The 13856-nt window shown below is 66.9% G+C and carries 14 protein-coding genes; 5 read left to right on the top strand and 9 right to left on the bottom strand.

Annotation, left to right across the window (positions count from 1 at the left end; genetic code table 11):
- Positions 1 to 81: 81 nt before the first annotated feature.
- Positions 82 to 1296, top strand: a complete 1215-nt coding sequence (locus tag MSZK_RS05620; RefSeq protein ID WP_255414188.1) for an enhanced intracellular survival protein Eis — start codon at positions 82 to 84, stop codon at positions 1294 to 1296.
- A gap of 10 nt (positions 1297 to 1306) precedes the next feature.
- Here MSZK_RS05620 and MSZK_RS05615 read toward each other — a convergent pair whose 3' ends face one another.
- On the bottom strand, positions 1307 to 1906 hold the full coding sequence (locus MSZK_RS05615) for a TetR/AcrR family transcriptional regulator (protein WP_099245667.1): 600 nt from the start codon (positions 1904 to 1906) through the stop codon (positions 1307 to 1309).
- Between the two features lie 74 nt (positions 1907 to 1980).
- On the opposite strand from MSZK_RS05615, the gene MSZK_RS05610 reads away from it, so the two are divergent.
- Positions 1981 to 2469 carry a DUF2834 domain-containing protein gene (locus MSZK_RS05610; RefSeq protein WP_099245665.1) on the top strand — a complete coding sequence of 163 codons (489 nt, stop codon included), beginning with the start codon at positions 1981 to 1983 and terminating at the stop codon, positions 2467 to 2469.
- On the opposite strand, the gene MSZK_RS05605 is transcribed toward MSZK_RS05610, so the two are convergent.
- Together MSZK_RS05605 and MSZK_RS05600 are read right to left on the bottom strand one after the other, a co-directional pair.
- Positions 2442 to 3533 carry an alkene reductase gene (locus MSZK_RS05605; RefSeq protein WP_099245663.1) on the bottom strand — a complete coding sequence of 364 codons (1092 nt, stop codon included), beginning with the start codon at positions 3531 to 3533 and terminating at the stop codon, positions 2442 to 2444. The two genes, MSZK_RS05610 and MSZK_RS05605, sit on opposite strands and share 28 nt — an antisense overlap.
- Before the next feature lie 101 nt (positions 3534 to 3634).
- Positions 3635 to 4669, bottom strand: coding sequence for an LLM class F420-dependent oxidoreductase (locus MSZK_RS05600; protein WP_099245661.1), 1035 nt, complete (start codon positions 4667 to 4669; stop codon positions 3635 to 3637).
- A gap of 62 nt (positions 4670 to 4731) precedes the next feature.
- On the opposite strand from MSZK_RS05600, the gene MSZK_RS05595 reads away from it, so the two are divergent.
- A complete protein-coding gene (locus tag MSZK_RS05595) occupies positions 4732 to 6231 on the top strand; it encodes an acyl-CoA carboxylase subunit beta (protein ID WP_099245659.1) in 1500 nt (499 codons plus the stop codon).
- Here the strand turns inward: MSZK_RS05595 and MSZK_RS05590 are convergent.
- From MSZK_RS05590 to MSZK_RS05580, 3 genes are read right to left on the bottom strand one after another with little or no spacing between them, the layout of a single operon-like run.
- Positions 6221 to 7273: a TIGR03857 family LLM class F420-dependent oxidoreductase gene (locus MSZK_RS05590; protein WP_099245940.1), complete on the bottom strand. Its 1053-nt coding sequence runs from the start codon at positions 7271 to 7273 to the stop codon at positions 6221 to 6223. The genes MSZK_RS05595 and MSZK_RS05590 overlap by 11 nt on opposite strands.
- Entirely contained in the window at positions 7270 to 7644 is a 375-nt protein-coding gene (locus MSZK_RS05585; protein WP_099245657.1) for a nuclear transport factor 2 family protein, read from the bottom strand. Before MSZK_RS05585 ends, MSZK_RS05590 begins: the two co-directional genes overlap by 4 nt.
- Entirely contained in the window at positions 7641 to 8687 is a 1047-nt protein-coding gene (locus MSZK_RS05580) for a phosphotransferase (RefSeq protein WP_099245655.1), read from the bottom strand. The genes MSZK_RS05585 and MSZK_RS05580 overlap by 4 nt, the downstream gene beginning before the upstream one ends.
- Before the next feature lie 37 nt (positions 8688 to 8724).
- Here MSZK_RS05580 and MSZK_RS05575 point away from each other — a divergent pair, with 37 nt between their 5' ends.
- Together MSZK_RS05575 and MSZK_RS05570 are read left to right on the top strand one after the other, a co-directional pair.
- A complete protein-coding gene (locus tag MSZK_RS05575; RefSeq protein ID WP_199203202.1) occupies positions 8725 to 9333 on the top strand; it encodes a TetR/AcrR family transcriptional regulator in 609 nt (202 codons plus the stop codon).
- 142 nt (positions 9334 to 9475) lie between these two features.
- Positions 9476 to 10690, top strand: coding sequence for a CaiB/BaiF CoA-transferase family protein (locus tag MSZK_RS05570; RefSeq protein ID WP_199203211.1), 1215 nt, complete (start codon positions 9476 to 9478; stop codon positions 10688 to 10690).
- A 55-nt stretch (positions 10691 to 10745) separates the two neighbouring features.
- On the opposite strand, the gene MSZK_RS05565 is transcribed toward MSZK_RS05570, so the two are convergent.
- From MSZK_RS05565 to MSZK_RS05555, 3 genes are read right to left on the bottom strand one after another with little or no spacing between them, the layout of a single operon-like run.
- Positions 10746 to 11939: an acyl-CoA dehydrogenase family protein gene (locus tag MSZK_RS05565; protein WP_099245651.1), complete on the bottom strand. Its 1194-nt coding sequence runs from the start codon at positions 11937 to 11939 to the stop codon at positions 10746 to 10748.
- A 12-nt stretch (positions 11940 to 11951) separates the two neighbouring features.
- The gene (locus MSZK_RS05560; RefSeq protein WP_099245649.1) at positions 11952 to 12989 is read right to left on the bottom strand and encodes an acyl-CoA dehydrogenase family protein; all 1038 of its coding nucleotides are present in this window, start codon (positions 12987 to 12989) and stop codon (positions 11952 to 11954) included.
- Positions 12990 to 13817, bottom strand: a complete 828-nt coding sequence (locus MSZK_RS05555; RefSeq protein ID WP_099245647.1) for an amidohydrolase family protein — start codon at positions 13815 to 13817, stop codon at positions 12990 to 12992.
- Positions 13818 to 13856 lie beyond the last annotated feature (39 nt).

Genomic DNA, 13856 nt, shown 5'->3' with positions numbered 1-13856 from the left:
GGGTGTCGATCGGCGACGACGGCGGCGGCCCGGGGAGAAATCCGAATGCGATTGGGCGCCCGATGTGACAGCGTCGCAGGTGTGGCCGGCCCGATCTCCGTATCCCCCGATGTGACGCTGCGGTTCGCTGACGATGACGACTGGCCGGCCATGAGACGGCTGGCCGCAACCTGTTTCGGGTCCTTCCGCGACCCCGACACGGTGGCGGTCTGGCGCTCCATGACACCGCAGGGTGGCGTGGTCCTGGCCTGCGACGGTCCCGATGTCGTCGGCATGGCATTGGCGTTGGATCTGGAGTTGACCGTGCCGGGCGGCCGGCCGTTGCGCACCGCGGGCATCACCTGGGTGGCGGTGGCGCCCACGCATCGCCGGCGCGGACTGCTGCGGGCGATGTTCGGCGAGCTGCACACGTGGATCGCCGGCGCGGGTTATCCGATCGCCGGCCTGCTGGCCAGTGAAGCCACCATCTACGGCCGGTTCGGCTACGGTCCGGCCACCGAGGAGATCACGGTGTCCGTCGAGCGCCGGGGCACCGAGATGCACCCGGAGATTCCGCGCCTCGGCGGTGTGCGGGTGGTGGACCCGGTCGAGCACCGCGATCAGCTCGCCGACATCTACGAGCGCTGGCGGCGGCGCACACCCGGCGGGTTGCACACCCCGGCGGCGCTGTGGGACGAGGTTCTCGCGGATCGCGAATCGGCTCGCCATGGTGGCAGTGCCTTGTTCACGCTGCTGCACGACGACGGCTTCGTCATGTACCGAACACACCTTGGCGACACCAAGTCGGTGGAGGTCACCAAGTTCACGGCCGTGACCCAGGATGCCTACGTCGCGCTGTGGCAGACCCTGCTCGGCCTGGACTTGATGGGCACCATCACCGTCGACACTCACCCCGGTGATTCGCTGCAGTACCTGCTTGCCGACCCGCGGCGGGCGCGCATCGTCGGCACCGAGGACGCGCTGTGGCTGCGCATCATCGACATTCCCACCGTCCTGGAGGCCCGGGCCTACTCCCACGATGTCACCGCGGTGCTGGAGGTGTCCGACGGCCAGCTCGGTGGCGGCGGCCGCTATCGGCTGAGCGTCGCCGACGGGAGCGCGCGCTGCGTACCGAGCGACGCGACACCCGATGTGCACCTTTATCTTTCGGTGCTGGGCAGCATCTATCTCGGCACCCACCGGCCGTCCGCGTTCGCGGCCGCGAACCGGCTGCGGTGCGCGGACCCCGCGCACCTGCGCGATCTGGACCTCGCGTTCGGCTGGGAGGTTCCCGCCGAACTGGGGTTCGGGTTCTGAGCGCTCGGCGTCAGTCTTCGACGATGCCGTCGCGCAGCGACTCCAGCGCGGTGCGACAGAGCCGGGCCAACTCGGCCAGGGACCTGTCCTCGCCGACCATCCACAGCTCCATCGCCCCGAACACCGCGGCGGCGATGCACCGGGCCGTCACGATGACACGCAACCGCTCGTCGGGTGTGGTCGGCGTGCTGCTCTGGGACAGCTGGTCGGCGATGGCGTCGGCGAACTCGGCCTCCACCTGGCGGGTGTGCCGGACGATGCGGCCGGGATCGAGTTCCTTGGCCCGCAGCGCGGCGATCTGGGCGACGGCGTCGGGGTCATATGGCGAGGCGTCGATGGCCGACTGCACCGACTCGATGATCGACTCTCCCGGGGAGCGGGCGTGCAAGGCCGCACGGAACCACTCCAGGCCGACGTCGTAATCGGCGAACAGCAAGTCCTGCTTGGACGTGAAGTGCCGGTAGAAGGTGCGCAAGGAGACACCCGCGTCGGCGGCGATCTGCTCGGCGGAGGTGTCCTCGACGCCCTGGGCGAGGAAACGCACCAGGGCGGCGCGCCTCAGCGCGTCGCGGGTGCGCTCACTGCGCGCAGTCTGAGCGGGCCGAACCACTGGAGTAACGTACCGCACAAGGAATTGTCAAAATTGACAAAACGTGGAGCGATCTTCACTACAGTTACGAAGCCATGACGCTCCTCGTTCATGCAGTGCTGGCCGTCCTCGTCATCGCGTGGATCATCGGATCCAATCCGTCGATCTTCAAACGGCCGGCCACCGGTCCCGCGGTCAGTGCGCTCGAGATCCTCTATTACGTGATCGGCCTGGCCTCGATCGCGCTCGGCTGGTATTTCAACATCCAGTTCGTGCACCAGTACGCCGACGGCAGCGGCAACGTCTTCACCGGAGCCGGCAGCTGGTGGCAGTTCATCACGCTGGGTTACGACAACCCGGCCGCGGCGTCAGCCAGTCAGGACTACACGATCGGAAACGTCCTGCTGCTGCCGTTATTCACGATCATCGACGGCTACCGGCGCGGGATCCGCCGGCCGTGGCTGTTCTTCGTGTCCAGCCTGTTCACCAGCTTCGCGTTCGCCTGGGCCTTCTATCTGGCCACGGTGGAGCGCCAGCGGCTGCACGAGAAGGCGGGTCAGACCGTCGGCGCCAGCGTCGGGTAGTCGACGTAGCCGGCCGGGCCCGGTGAGTAGAAGGTGGCCACATCGGGCTCGTTCAGCTCCGCACCGGAACGCAACCGGTCGATGAGGTCGGGATTGGCCAGATAGGCCCGGCCGACCGCGGCGGCACTGATGGCACCCCAGCTCGCCAGGTTCTCCAGCTGACAGAAGCTGGTGTCGACCTCACGGCCGGTGTTGAGGATGAACGGTCCGGGCCACAGCGCCCGCACGACGCCGAACTCGGCGGCGTCCGGATTGATCAGCACGTGCAGGTAGGCCAAGCCCAGTGGCGCGATCCGCGCCAGCAGCGCCTCGTACGCCGACACCGTGTCGATCTCGTTGACGTCCCCTGCGCCGTTGCCGGGCGAGATGCGTAACCCGACGCGGTCGGCCCCGATCTCGTCGGCGACCGCCTCGACGACCTCGGCGGTCAGCCGCGCGCGGTTCTGTGCAGATCCACCGTAGCGATCGGTGCGGGTGTTGGTCGCATCGGCGAGGAACTGGTGCAGGAGATAGCCGTTGGCGGAATGGATTTCGACACCGTCGAGTCCGGCATCGACGGCCCGGCGGGCGGCCGCGCGGAATTGCGCCACCACACCGGCGATCTCGTCGGTGCGCAGCGCACGGGGCACCGGGAGCGGCTTCTTACCGGTCGGGGTGTGCGCGACCATGTTCGCCGCGATCGCCGACGGGGCAACCGACTCCGCACCGTTGATGTCCGGGTGCGCCATCCTGCCGACATGCCAGATCTGCATGAACATCAGTCCGTCTTGGGCGTGGACCGCCGCGGCCACCTCGGCCCATTTCTGCTCGTGCCGATCGGTGTAGATGCCGGGGGTGTTGACGTAGGCGCCGTTGCCGACCTGAGCGACGGCGGTGGCTTCGGTGATGATGAGGCCGGCGGACGCGCGCTGCCCGTAGTACTCGACCTGCAGGTCGCTGGGCGTGCCGTCGGCCTCTGCGCGCGAACGCGTCAACGGAGCCATGAACAGGCGGTTGCGGGCGATCTTCGCCCCGATGGCGATCGGCTGGAGCAGAGCTGCGTCGTCGGTCAGGGTGAACGTCATGCTTGCCTACAAGTGCGCGGATGGGCGGATTCATTCCCTCGGCAGACAGTTCCACCGAACCTGTTGTTGTCGGGAGGAATCGCGAGTGGGGGTGTCGACAGTTACAGGCTGGGCGAACGAACCTCGTCGATGAAGGCGCGAACGGTGTCCTCCGACGCCGTCGCGGGCAGCCCGACCATCACCCGGTCGATGATGCCCGCGCAGTGTTCCCGCAGGGCCGCGGCCAGCCGATCGAGCGGCGCGACCACGGCGAACGTCGACAGGATCTCGTCATCGATCAGCGTCGCCATCGCGTCCCATTGACCCGCCAGCGAGAGCTGGTGCAGCTCGGTCTGAAGGTCGCCCCAGCCGTGCAGTTCCAACACTTTTCGGTACGCCGGAGTCGAGGCGTAGAACGCGATCTGCTTGCGTGTGCCCGCCGAGGCGGCCGCGATCTCGGCCTCGTCCAGCCCGGTGACCACGAATACCGGTGCCATCACTTCGAAGTCGGCGCGGGCGCGACCGGACTTGGCCATTCCGCGGTGCAGCGCCGGGATCGTCACTTCGTCGAAGTACCGCTTGGTGGTGAAGGCGTGCGCGATCAGGCCGTCGGCGACTTCGCCGCACATCTCCGTCATCAATTCGCCCACCGCGGCGATCGCGACTTTGGGCACGCCGTACGGGTGTGGCTCGGGAACGAACATCGGCGTCATCAGCCGGTGGGTGTAGAAGTCGCCGTCGAAGCTCAGCTTGGTGCCGTCTTGCCAGCAACCCCAGATCGCATGCAACGCAAGGACGAACTCACGCATCCGGCGGGCCGGCTGGCTCCACGGCATGCTGAACCGCTTCTCGATGTGCGGTTTGATCTGCGTGCCCAGCCCCAGGATCAGCCGTCCGCGGGAGAACTCCTGCAGATCCCAGCCGATGTTGGCCACCGTCATCGGGTTGCGGGCGAACGCCACCGCGATGCTGGTCCCCATCTCGATCCGGGTGGTCTGCTCGGCGACCAGCGTGAGCGGCAGGAACGGGTCGTGATTGATCTCGGCGGTCCAGCATCCGTCGTAACCGAGCCGTTCCACCTCACGCGCGGCGTCACCGACGTCGGCGAGCCGGCCGATGACACCCCGGTCGACCTTGAGACCGCCGACCTCGCCCATGGCGGCAGACGCTACAGTAAGCACTTCAGTACGGTCAACGCCGCCACGGTTAGGACACGTCGATGAGCAACGCGCAGGACTGGCAGGACACGCTCCACGACCTGAACCGCCGTCGGCAACACGCGCATGCGATGGGCGGTGAGGAACGTGTCGCCAAGCACCACGGCAAGGGAAAGCTCGACGCGCGCGGCCGAATCGACCACCTCCTCGACCCGGGCACCTTCCAGGAGTTCGGCACCCTGGTCGGCGGCGAGATCGCCGCAGACGGACTGGTTGCCGGGGCCGGCCGTATCGACGGAACACCGGTCATGGTCGGTGCGGAGGACTTCACCACACTGGCCGGCAGCATCGGACCCGGCGGTAACGCGAAGCGCTATCGGCTCGCCGAGCTCGCGCTGCGCAACAAGATCCCGCTGGTGATGCTGTTGGAGGGCGCCGGATTCCGGGCAGCGGGCGGTGAGCACTACGGCCGCACGCCGACCGACCTGATCGCGCAGGCCCGGTGTTCGGGCAAGGTGCCCACGGTCTCTGCGGTCCTCGGACCCTCCGCCGGGCACGGCGCGCTGGTTGCCCCGGTGTGCGACTTCACCATCATGAGCCACCAGGGTGCGATCTTCACCGCCGGTCCCCCGGTCGTGAAAGAGTCCACCGGAGAGGATATCTCGAAAGAGGACCCGGGCGGCCCGGACGTGGCGCTGGCCAGCGGCGTCATCCACAACGTCGCCGAGAACGACGAGGCCGTGCTCGACGAGATCCGCCGCTACCTATCCTATTTTCCCTCCAGTGCATGGTCATATCCCCCGACCCGGCTGTACGACGAGGACGCCGGCCTACGGCCGACCCCGGAACTGCTCGACATCGTCTCGCGCGACAATCGCCGCATCTACGACATGCGCACCGTGCTCGACGTCGTGTTCGACGACACCGACTGGCTGGAGATCCAGCCCAAGTACGGCCAGGCGATCATCTGCGCCCTGGCGCACCTGGGCGGCTATCCCGTGGCGGTGGTGGCGAACCAGCCGACCACGCTGGCGGGTTCCATCGATTCGGACGCCGCGGACAAGGCGGCGCACTTCATCATGGTCGCCGACTCGTTCCACCTGCCGCTCATCTTTTTGGCCGACAATCCCGGAATGCTGCCGGGCAGCAAGTCAGAGCGCAGCGGTGTACTGCGCAGCGGGGCAAGGATGTTCGCGGCACAGACCGCCGCCACGACCTTGAAGCTGCACGTCACGTTGCGAAAGGCCTTTGGATTCGGATCGATGGTCATGTCGCTGCTGGGATTCGACAACCAGGGTGCAACGTTCGCGTATCCCGGAGCCACCATGGGCGCGATGAGCGCCGCGGCGCTCAGCCGCGCCTCCCACGCCGACGAGGACGTCACCGAGATCCTGAAGAACATGGAACTCGAGGCGTCCTACCGTTCCGCGGGCACCCTCGGCTTCGACGAGCTGATCTCGCCGGAGGAGACCCGCAACGCGCTGCTGCTGGCGCTGCAGCGCGGTGTCTACAGCCGTCAGCAGGCGGCCGAACCGGTCAGCCGGACCGTCATCACGCCCTAGCGTCGGAATCGCGGTAGGCCGTGACGACCGGCTCCAGCTCGTCGGGGGTGGCGCCGTGCATGATCACCGCGTCGGCACCGTAGTCGAATTCCTTGCGGATCCGGTCGGCACACTGCTGCGCCGAGCCGGTGGCCGACGGCTCCAGCCACTCGTCGGGGATCAGCGTGGCGATGTGCTCGATCTGCTGCGCGGTCGCCTTGTGATCGATGCCGCCGCCGATGGACTGCACCACCGAGTCGGCCCGGAAGCGTTCCAGCACCGCGGGATCCCAGTTGTTGGTCCTGACCATCAGGTCGCCGTAGCCCTGCAGGTAAGTGGCCAGCCGGGCCACCGTCTTCTTCAGCCGCAGCTCCTCGGGGAGATGATCGCCCACCGTCGCGAAGCAGGACCACACCCGCACAGTGTCGGGGTCACGGCCGGCCTGCTCGGCGGCGTCCTTGACGGTCTTGACGCTGCGCGCCAACGTCTCCGGGGTGAAATAGGTATGCAGGATCACGTCGTCGAAGGCGCGGCCGCCCAGCTTGAGCGTGTTCGGACCGAATGCCACCAGTGCCAGCCGGATGTCTTCGTTGAAGTCGGGATCCAGGAACAGGATCGGATACTTGCCCAGTGGGCCGTCGTGGTTGAAGATCAACTCGCCGTGCCACAGCCGCCGCATCACGTCGGCGAAATCTTCCATCTGCGCCGTGGTGACTTCGGGTATGCCGAATGCGCCATAGATCGCCGCGATGCCCCGGCCGATGCCCAACGTGAACCGGCCACCGGAGAGCCGGTGCATCGTGGTGGCCCACGACCCGGTGATCAGCGGGTGGCGGGTGTTGTGATTGGTTGCCGCCGTGGCGATCTGCATGCGGGTGGTGACCGCGCATGCGGCGCCCACCAGCGACGACGCCTCCTTGACGTTCCAGCGTTCGGAGATGAAGCCGGTGCCGAAGCCCAACTCCTCACCGCGACGTGCCTCGTCCATCAGGGTCGCCGGACCCTCACCGCCGGCACCTGCCAACAGGTAGAAGCCGAGCTCATCGAGCACACGTTGACTCACGCCCACACTCCTTGTTTGTAGCCGCAATTCCAGACTTCGGTGATCCTGCCATCGACCACCCGGAAGATCTCCATGCTGCCGATGGTGGTCTCCATGCCGTCCTTGAGGGTCATCGGCGACTGATAGACGATCGCGACGTGTTCACCGTCGTCACCGGCGACCACCAGGTTGAGGTCGAAGCGGATCTTCGTAAACATCTCCAGGTGGTCGACCACGCGCTTGACGGCCTCATCGTGGGTGAGCACCACCGCCTCACCGACCTCATGGCGGATCACGCTGTCGCCCAACAGTTCCTCGGCAAGTGCGATGTCCCGAGTGTTCCAGACCACCAGGTTGTACAACTCGACGACCTCGCGCGCCGTGCGGCTCATCGGAACTCCGCCACTGCGTCGATGTCGGCGATGGCGGCCACCGCCCGGTCGGTCAGCGTCAGACACAGGTCGCGGGAGCGTTGCGGCAACGTGTCCCAGCCGAGCAGGGTGATGACCGGAAGCACCATCAGGAAGCCGACCGCGAGCCGGTAGTGCCGCCACGCGTCGTCGAACGAATAGCCGACGTCTCCGAGAGCGTCCAGGTAACCGTGAAGCAACGCTTCGTCGTTGCCGCGGCGAACGTCGGTCGGCAGTCCCTGACTGACCAGATAGGCGATGTCGGCCGCCCCGGCGCCGACGCAGGCGAACTGGAAATCCACCACTTTGATTCGGTCGCCGGCGAAGAACATGTTGTCGGCCCGGATGTCACCGTGCAGGAGCATCGAGCGTTCGGTCAGGCCGGCGAGCGCGGTCGCGGCGTGTTCGGTGAACCGCTCGGCGAATCGGGCCACCGAATCGGGTACCGGCGCGCTGCAGTGGGCACGGTACACGTCCCACCCGGAGCCGAAGGCGGGTACCAGCAGATCACGCACCGCAGGCATGTCGATGCTCGGAAATGCTTGTAGGACCGAGATATTGGCCGGCTGTACCGACCAGGTGTGCAGGCCGGCGAGTTGGGCGATGCACATCTGGGCCCGCTCGATGGACAGACCGGCCAGGTGGTCGGCGTTGTCCCAGTCGCGCAAATCCTCCAGCACGAGTACGAAGTCGGCGGAGTCGTCGGCCATCCGCGCGGCATAGACGTGCGGAGTGTCCAGTGGTGCACGGCCGGCGATCTCGCGATAGAAGGCCACTTCGCGGCGGTACCCACCGAGCAACTCCATCGCGCCGCGGGCGGCCGACTGCGCGGCCAGCTTGGCGATCACTGTGTCCGCAACGCCGTCGCCGGTCAGATGCAGGCGGTACAACAGCGACGAGAATCCGGTGTCCTGGGCGATCTGTTCCGCGACGACGCCGGTGACCGTCGTGCCCAGCGCTTCGGTGAGCCACGTCGCGTCGACGGCGTCGATGCCGGACGGCACCGCTGCCGTCGCTGAAGTCACCCTCGGAAGATAGTTGTCGCATGTTTAATATGCAAGGGTGCCCTCTCCAGCACGCGGCTTGACCCAACCCGAGCGCGTCGAGACCTCACGGCGTCGGTTGATGGCGGCTGCGGCGGAGCTGATCGTCGAGAAGGGCTGGGAGGCAACCACCGCCGCCGAGATCGGCCGGCGGGCGGGATACAGCCGCACGATGGTGCATGCCCGCTTCGGCGGCAAAGAGGCCATCCTGGAGGACTTCCTGCACGAGTACGTCAGCCGGCTGAGTCCGGATCGCCATCCCGGCGCCACCGGAATGGACCAGGTGCTCGCCCACATCGACCGGATCCGCGACCTCTACGCCCACGATCCCGATGTGCTGCGTGCGATGTTCGTCTCGACCTTTGAGTCCATGAAGACCACGTCCCCTTTACGGGACCGGGTCAGCGCCCAGCTGGCCGACGGCATCGCCAATGTGGCCGACGGACTGCGAAAGGGGCAACGGGACAACTCCGTTCGCTCAGGCCTCGATCTCGACCGGGCGGTCAGCGACATCACGGCGGTGTTCTTCGGCGTCGCATTCCTGTGGATCGCGCTGCCCGCGGGCTTCGACCTGGACACCGAGCTGGTGCACGCACGCGAACGCATCCTGCGGGACTACGGAACCTGAGCCACCGCGGCCAGGAACCGTTCGTCTGCACCTTGTAGTAGTTCAGTGCAATGAGCGATGAAGCGATTCCCGGCCGGTGGCCGTGGCGGTGTGAGAATGTGGTTACCACCCGGTGGCGAAAGGACTGATCGTGATCAAGGTGATGGACGGAATCCGGGTGCTGGAGGTCGCACAGTTCACGTTCGTGCCTGCGGCCGGCGCGATTCTCGCCGACTGGGGCGCCGACGTCATCAAGATCGAACACCCGGTGCGCGGCGACACCCAGCGGGGCTTTCTCTACATGGGCGGTTTCCAGCTGGACCCCAACCGTCATCCGCTGATGGAGCATCCGAACCGGGGCAAGCGCAGCGTCGGGGTCGACATCTCCACACCCGAAGGACAGGAGGTGATCTACGAACTCGCCAAGACCTCCGATGTGTTCCTCACCAACTACATGCCGGGAGTCCGGCAGAAGAACAAGATCGACGTCGAGCACATCCGGGCGGTCAACCCGAACATCATCTATGCCCGCGGCAGCGCCTATGGCGACAAAGGACCCCAACGCGATGTCGGCGGCTATGACGGGACCGCGTTCTGGACCCGAAGCGGGATCGGCTACGCGCTGTCCCCCGAGGATCTCGGCGGCATGCTGGCCCAAGGCATTCCGGCGTTCGGCGATTCCATCGGCGGGATGAACATCGCCGGCGGCATCTCCGCGGCGCTGTTGCATCGGGAACGCACCGGTGAAGCCCTGGAGGTGGACGTGTCACTGATGAGCACCGCGTGGTGGGCGGCGGGCGCGAGCGTCACGCAGGGCATGGACACCGGCGAATGCATGCGCGCCGAGATGCCGAAATCCGGTGGCTCACCATTCAATCCCTTCCTGGGCAACTACGTCACGTCCGACGGCGGCACGATCAACCTGTGCATCGTCAGCCCGACCAGGTACATCCGCGACACCTTCGAGCACCTCGGGATTCCCGAACTGGCCGACGACCCACGGTTCTGCGAGGTGATGCCGCTGATGGAGAACGCGCAGGCGGCCGGTGAGCTGATCGCGGCCGCCGTCGCCGCCAAACCGTTCGGCTATTGGCGGGACCGACTCACGACGATGCGGGGCCAGTGGGCGCCGTATCAGAGCCTGGTCGACCTGGCTGCCGACGAGCAGGCGGTGGCCAACGACATGATCGCCGAGGTGGAGGCCGCCGACGGCGGCGCTCCGTTCAAGGTGGTCCGCGGGCCGGTGCAGTTCAACCACGAGCCGCTGGAGACCACCCGGGCCCCGCAAGCCAGCGAGCACACCGAGATCGTGTTGATGGAGATCGGCATGGACTGGGATCGGATCGAGGCGCTCAAGGAGTCGGGCGCGATCGCCTAGATGCGCTCGACGCGCACCGGGACGCAGGTCAGCCAGGTGGTCTTGTGCTCGGTGGTCATCTTTTGACCGGCGGCGCGTAGGCGGGCTTGCCCAGTCCCAGGACGTATTGCGCGATCATGTTGCGGAACACCTCGAGTGTTCCGCCGTAGATCCCGGACAGCGGTGCGAACCGGTAGACGTACTCCGATGCCCCGTCGTCGGCCGCCCCGTCGGTGCCGACGGGAAGCGCGGCGGCAGCACCTAGCACGTCCATCAGGTCCGGGCCGATGTCGCGCATCGTCTGTGCGATCGCCACCCGGCCGAAGATGCCCGGTGCGCTCAGTGCGGCCTCCACGCGCGCCGCGCTGCGGCCCAACCGATAGGCCACCGCCCCGTCGTCGACCGGGCGCTTGCCATTCGGGTCGAGTCGGCCGACGTTGGCGGCGACCTTGTCCACGGCGGTGGCCATGAAGTTGGCCTGGTGCATCATGATCGACACGTCGGCCAATCCGTCGGCGGCCGCGGCCACCGCACCGTGCTCGACGTTGAGGGGTTCTCGCAGCACCGTCCAGCCACCGTTGACCTCACCGAGCCGGTAGCGGTCGTCAACGCGGACGTCGGTGTAGTAGACGATGTTGGTGCGGTCACCGTCGACGGTGCGGATGCCCTGGATCTCGATGCCCGGCAGAGTCAGCGGCACGAGAAACATGGTGAGACTCTGATGTTTCGATGCTGCCGGATCGGTGTTGGTGATCAGGAAGACGTACTGGCAATTGTGCGCCCCCGTGGTGAACATCTTCGAGCCGTTGATCACCCAGCTCGCTCCGTCCGCTTCGCGCATCGCCCGGGTCTTGCAGGTGGCGACGTCGGAACCGCCATCGGGCTCGGTGTAGCCCAGGCACAACCGGACGTGCCCGCTGAACACACCCGGCAGCACCTCGGCCTTGAGCTCCTCGGAACCGAACGTGTCGACCGAGCGCGCCACCATCGAGGTGGTCCCCCAGGTGACCCAGGGGACATGGAAGCGCCGCTTCTCCAGCTCCCAGATGCGCCGGCGCACCCGGGAGAAACCGCCCTGAGATTCCGGCTTCCACTCGGCCTCCAGATAGCCGGCCGCGCCGAGCGCCAGGTGCACGCCCTCGTGGAAGTTGTCGCCGGTCTCCCGGTCGTGCGCGATCACCTCGTCGGTGATGTGGGTCCGCAGGAAGTCGCGGACCTCGTCGAGGAAGGCCTGGTCTTCGGCATCGAGCTCGACCCGGCTGAAATCCATTGCGGTTGCCTCCTAGGCGGTTTCGCGGTCGGCGATGATGTGGGCGATCTGTGTGGCGGCCGCACCCGGGTCTCCACCGGCCAGCGGCCAGCCCCTGGCCCGCACCAGGTAAGCGGTCGCGGCGGCTTCGGACGACACCCCGAGACCGCCCTGGATGTGCACGGCCATGGTGGCCGCCCGTGCCGCCTCCTCGGCGAGGAACACGAACGCCGAAGCCGCCAGCTCGGGCCGGGTGTCCGGCTCGTTGTCGAGGAACCAGGCAGCGCGACGCGCCAGGTTGCGGCCCGCCTCGACGGTGATCACCATGTTGGCCAGCGGGTGCGAGATCGCCTGCAGGGTGGAGATCGGTACCCCGAGGGTGTAGCGGGATTTGGCGAACTCGGCGGCGATGGTCATCGTCTCCTCGATCAGGCCGACCAGCGCCGCCGCCGTCAGCAGGCGCCATTCGTCGCGCGCTCGCGCAAATCTGGCGAGCGCGTCGGGTCCGCCGCCCAGCACGGTGCGACGGTCCGCTGCTGCGGGATCCACCCAGGCCATCGGCAGCTTGCCGATGTTGTCGACCCTGACCGGACGGGTTCCGAACGTCAGCGACACCACTTCGTCACCGTCGCACACGACGATCTGATCGGCGATCGCACCGATGGGGATCAGCCGTCTTGCGGCCGTGCTCGCCGGGGCGACGTCGAATCCGGCGATGTGGTTGCCGGTCATCACCTCGTCGGTGAGCGCGTCGAACCCGGCGAGCAGTCTCGCGGTGCAGACGTGGTCGATCCAGGGCACCGGAGCGATCACGCGTCCGAGTTCCTCGGCCACCAGGGTCAGATCCACCAGCGTGGCCCCGTCGCCGCCCGCGGATTCCGGGACTGCCATCGAGGTGGCGCCCATGGCACAGAGGCGTTCCCACAGGCTCTTGTCAAACCCGGTGGCCTCGGCGGCCCGCACAGTGTCGATCGTGGCGTGGGCCTTGAAGAACTGCCGATAGGCATTCTGCACATCGGTGTGATCCTCGGTGAGGCTGTAGTCGAGCCTGCGCAGTTCGTAACGGTCCATTCAGCGCTCCCTGAAGAAGAACTCGGCGGCGTTGTTGTAGAGGTAGTTGTCGAGGACGTCGGGCGCAAGATCCAGCGCGGCGGCCTCGGGGACGACGCGCCGCATTCTCAGTACCGGCCAATCGGAGCCGAACATCACCTTGTTCGGCCCGCGAGTGCGCATGTAATGAAGCAGGTTGTCCGGCAAGCGCTTCGGTGACCACGCCGACGTCATCAGCCGCAGGTTCTCGTACTTGATCATCAGCCGGATCGCGATGTCCCACCAGGGGTCGGCACCGTGGATCATGCACAGCCGCAGCTCGGGGAACCGCACGCACACCCGGTCGAGGTGGATCGGATTCTGCACCTCGCCGGGGATCGGCGGGCCCGGCAGGCCGGTGTTGAGACACAGTGGCAGGTCCAGCTCCGCGCATTTGGTGTAGAGCGGATAGTAAACCGCGTCGCTGGGCGGATACTGCGCATCTCCCCAGAAACTCGGCCCCACAGCGGCATACACCACTGGCAGGTCTGCCACGACCGCGGCCAGCGCACGCAGGGTCGGCATCGGCGTGAGCAGGTTGAGCCCACCCATGGCCAGCGCGAATCGGTCGGGGCGAGCGCGGGCGAACCTGCGCGCGGTCACGTGCGGGGTGACGATGTTGTCCATCAAGACGGCCTTGCGCACCCCGTGCTCGTCCATCTCGTCGAGCAGCTCGGCCATGTCCACCGGGGCGAACATGGACGGTGGCCCTTTGAAATAGTCGTCGCGGACCTTGAGCATCCAGCTCGGTTGCTGTTCGGTCTCGCCGAAGTGGACGTTGACCAGACCGTCTATCACTTTTCGCGTCATGACAACGAGACCTTGCTGCCGGCCAGGAAGTTCGCCCGC

Origin of the sequence: Mycobacterium sp. shizuoka-1 (assembly GCF_002723835.1) — a bacterium.
In the GTDB taxonomy this organism is placed as follows: Bacteria; Actinomycetota; Actinomycetes; order Mycobacteriales; family Mycobacteriaceae; genus Mycobacterium.
Note: the sequence above shows the minus strand (reverse complement) of the source record. Positions and strands in the feature narration are given on the sequence as shown.

Excerpts from the sequence above, each read along its gene's own strand:
- MSZK_RS05610 (WP_099245665.1), top strand. The coding sequence starts at position 1,981 with ATGACGCTCCTCGTTCATGCAGTGCTGGCCGTCCTCGTCATCGCGTGG.
- MSZK_RS05605 (WP_099245663.1), bottom strand. The coding sequence starts at position 3,533 with ATGACGTTCACCCTGACCGACGACGCAGCTCTGCTCCAGCCGATCGCC.
- MSZK_RS05600 (WP_099245661.1), bottom strand. The coding sequence starts at position 4,669 with ATGGGCGAGGTCGGCGGTCTCAAGGTCGACCGGGGTGTCATCGGCCGG.
- MSZK_RS05595 (WP_099245659.1), top strand. The coding sequence starts at position 4,732 with ATGAGCAACGCGCAGGACTGGCAGGACACGCTCCACGACCTGAACCGC.
- MSZK_RS05585 (WP_099245657.1), bottom strand. The coding sequence starts at position 7,644 with ATGAGCCGCACGGCGCGCGAGGTCGTCGAGTTGTACAACCTGGTGGTC.
- MSZK_RS05570 (WP_199203211.1), top strand. The coding sequence starts at position 9,476 with ATGGACGGAATCCGGGTGCTGGAGGTCGCACAGTTCACGTTCGTGCCT.
- MSZK_RS05565 (WP_099245651.1), bottom strand. The coding sequence starts at position 11,939 with ATGGATTTCAGCCGGGTCGAGCTCGATGCCGAAGACCAGGCCTTCCTC.
- MSZK_RS05560 (WP_099245649.1), bottom strand. The coding sequence starts at position 12,989 with ATGGACCGTTACGAACTGCGCAGGCTCGACTACAGCCTCACCGAGGAT.
- MSZK_RS05555 (WP_099245647.1), bottom strand. The coding sequence starts at position 13,817 with ATGACGCGAAAAGTGATAGACGGTCTGGTCAACGTCCACTTCGGCGAG.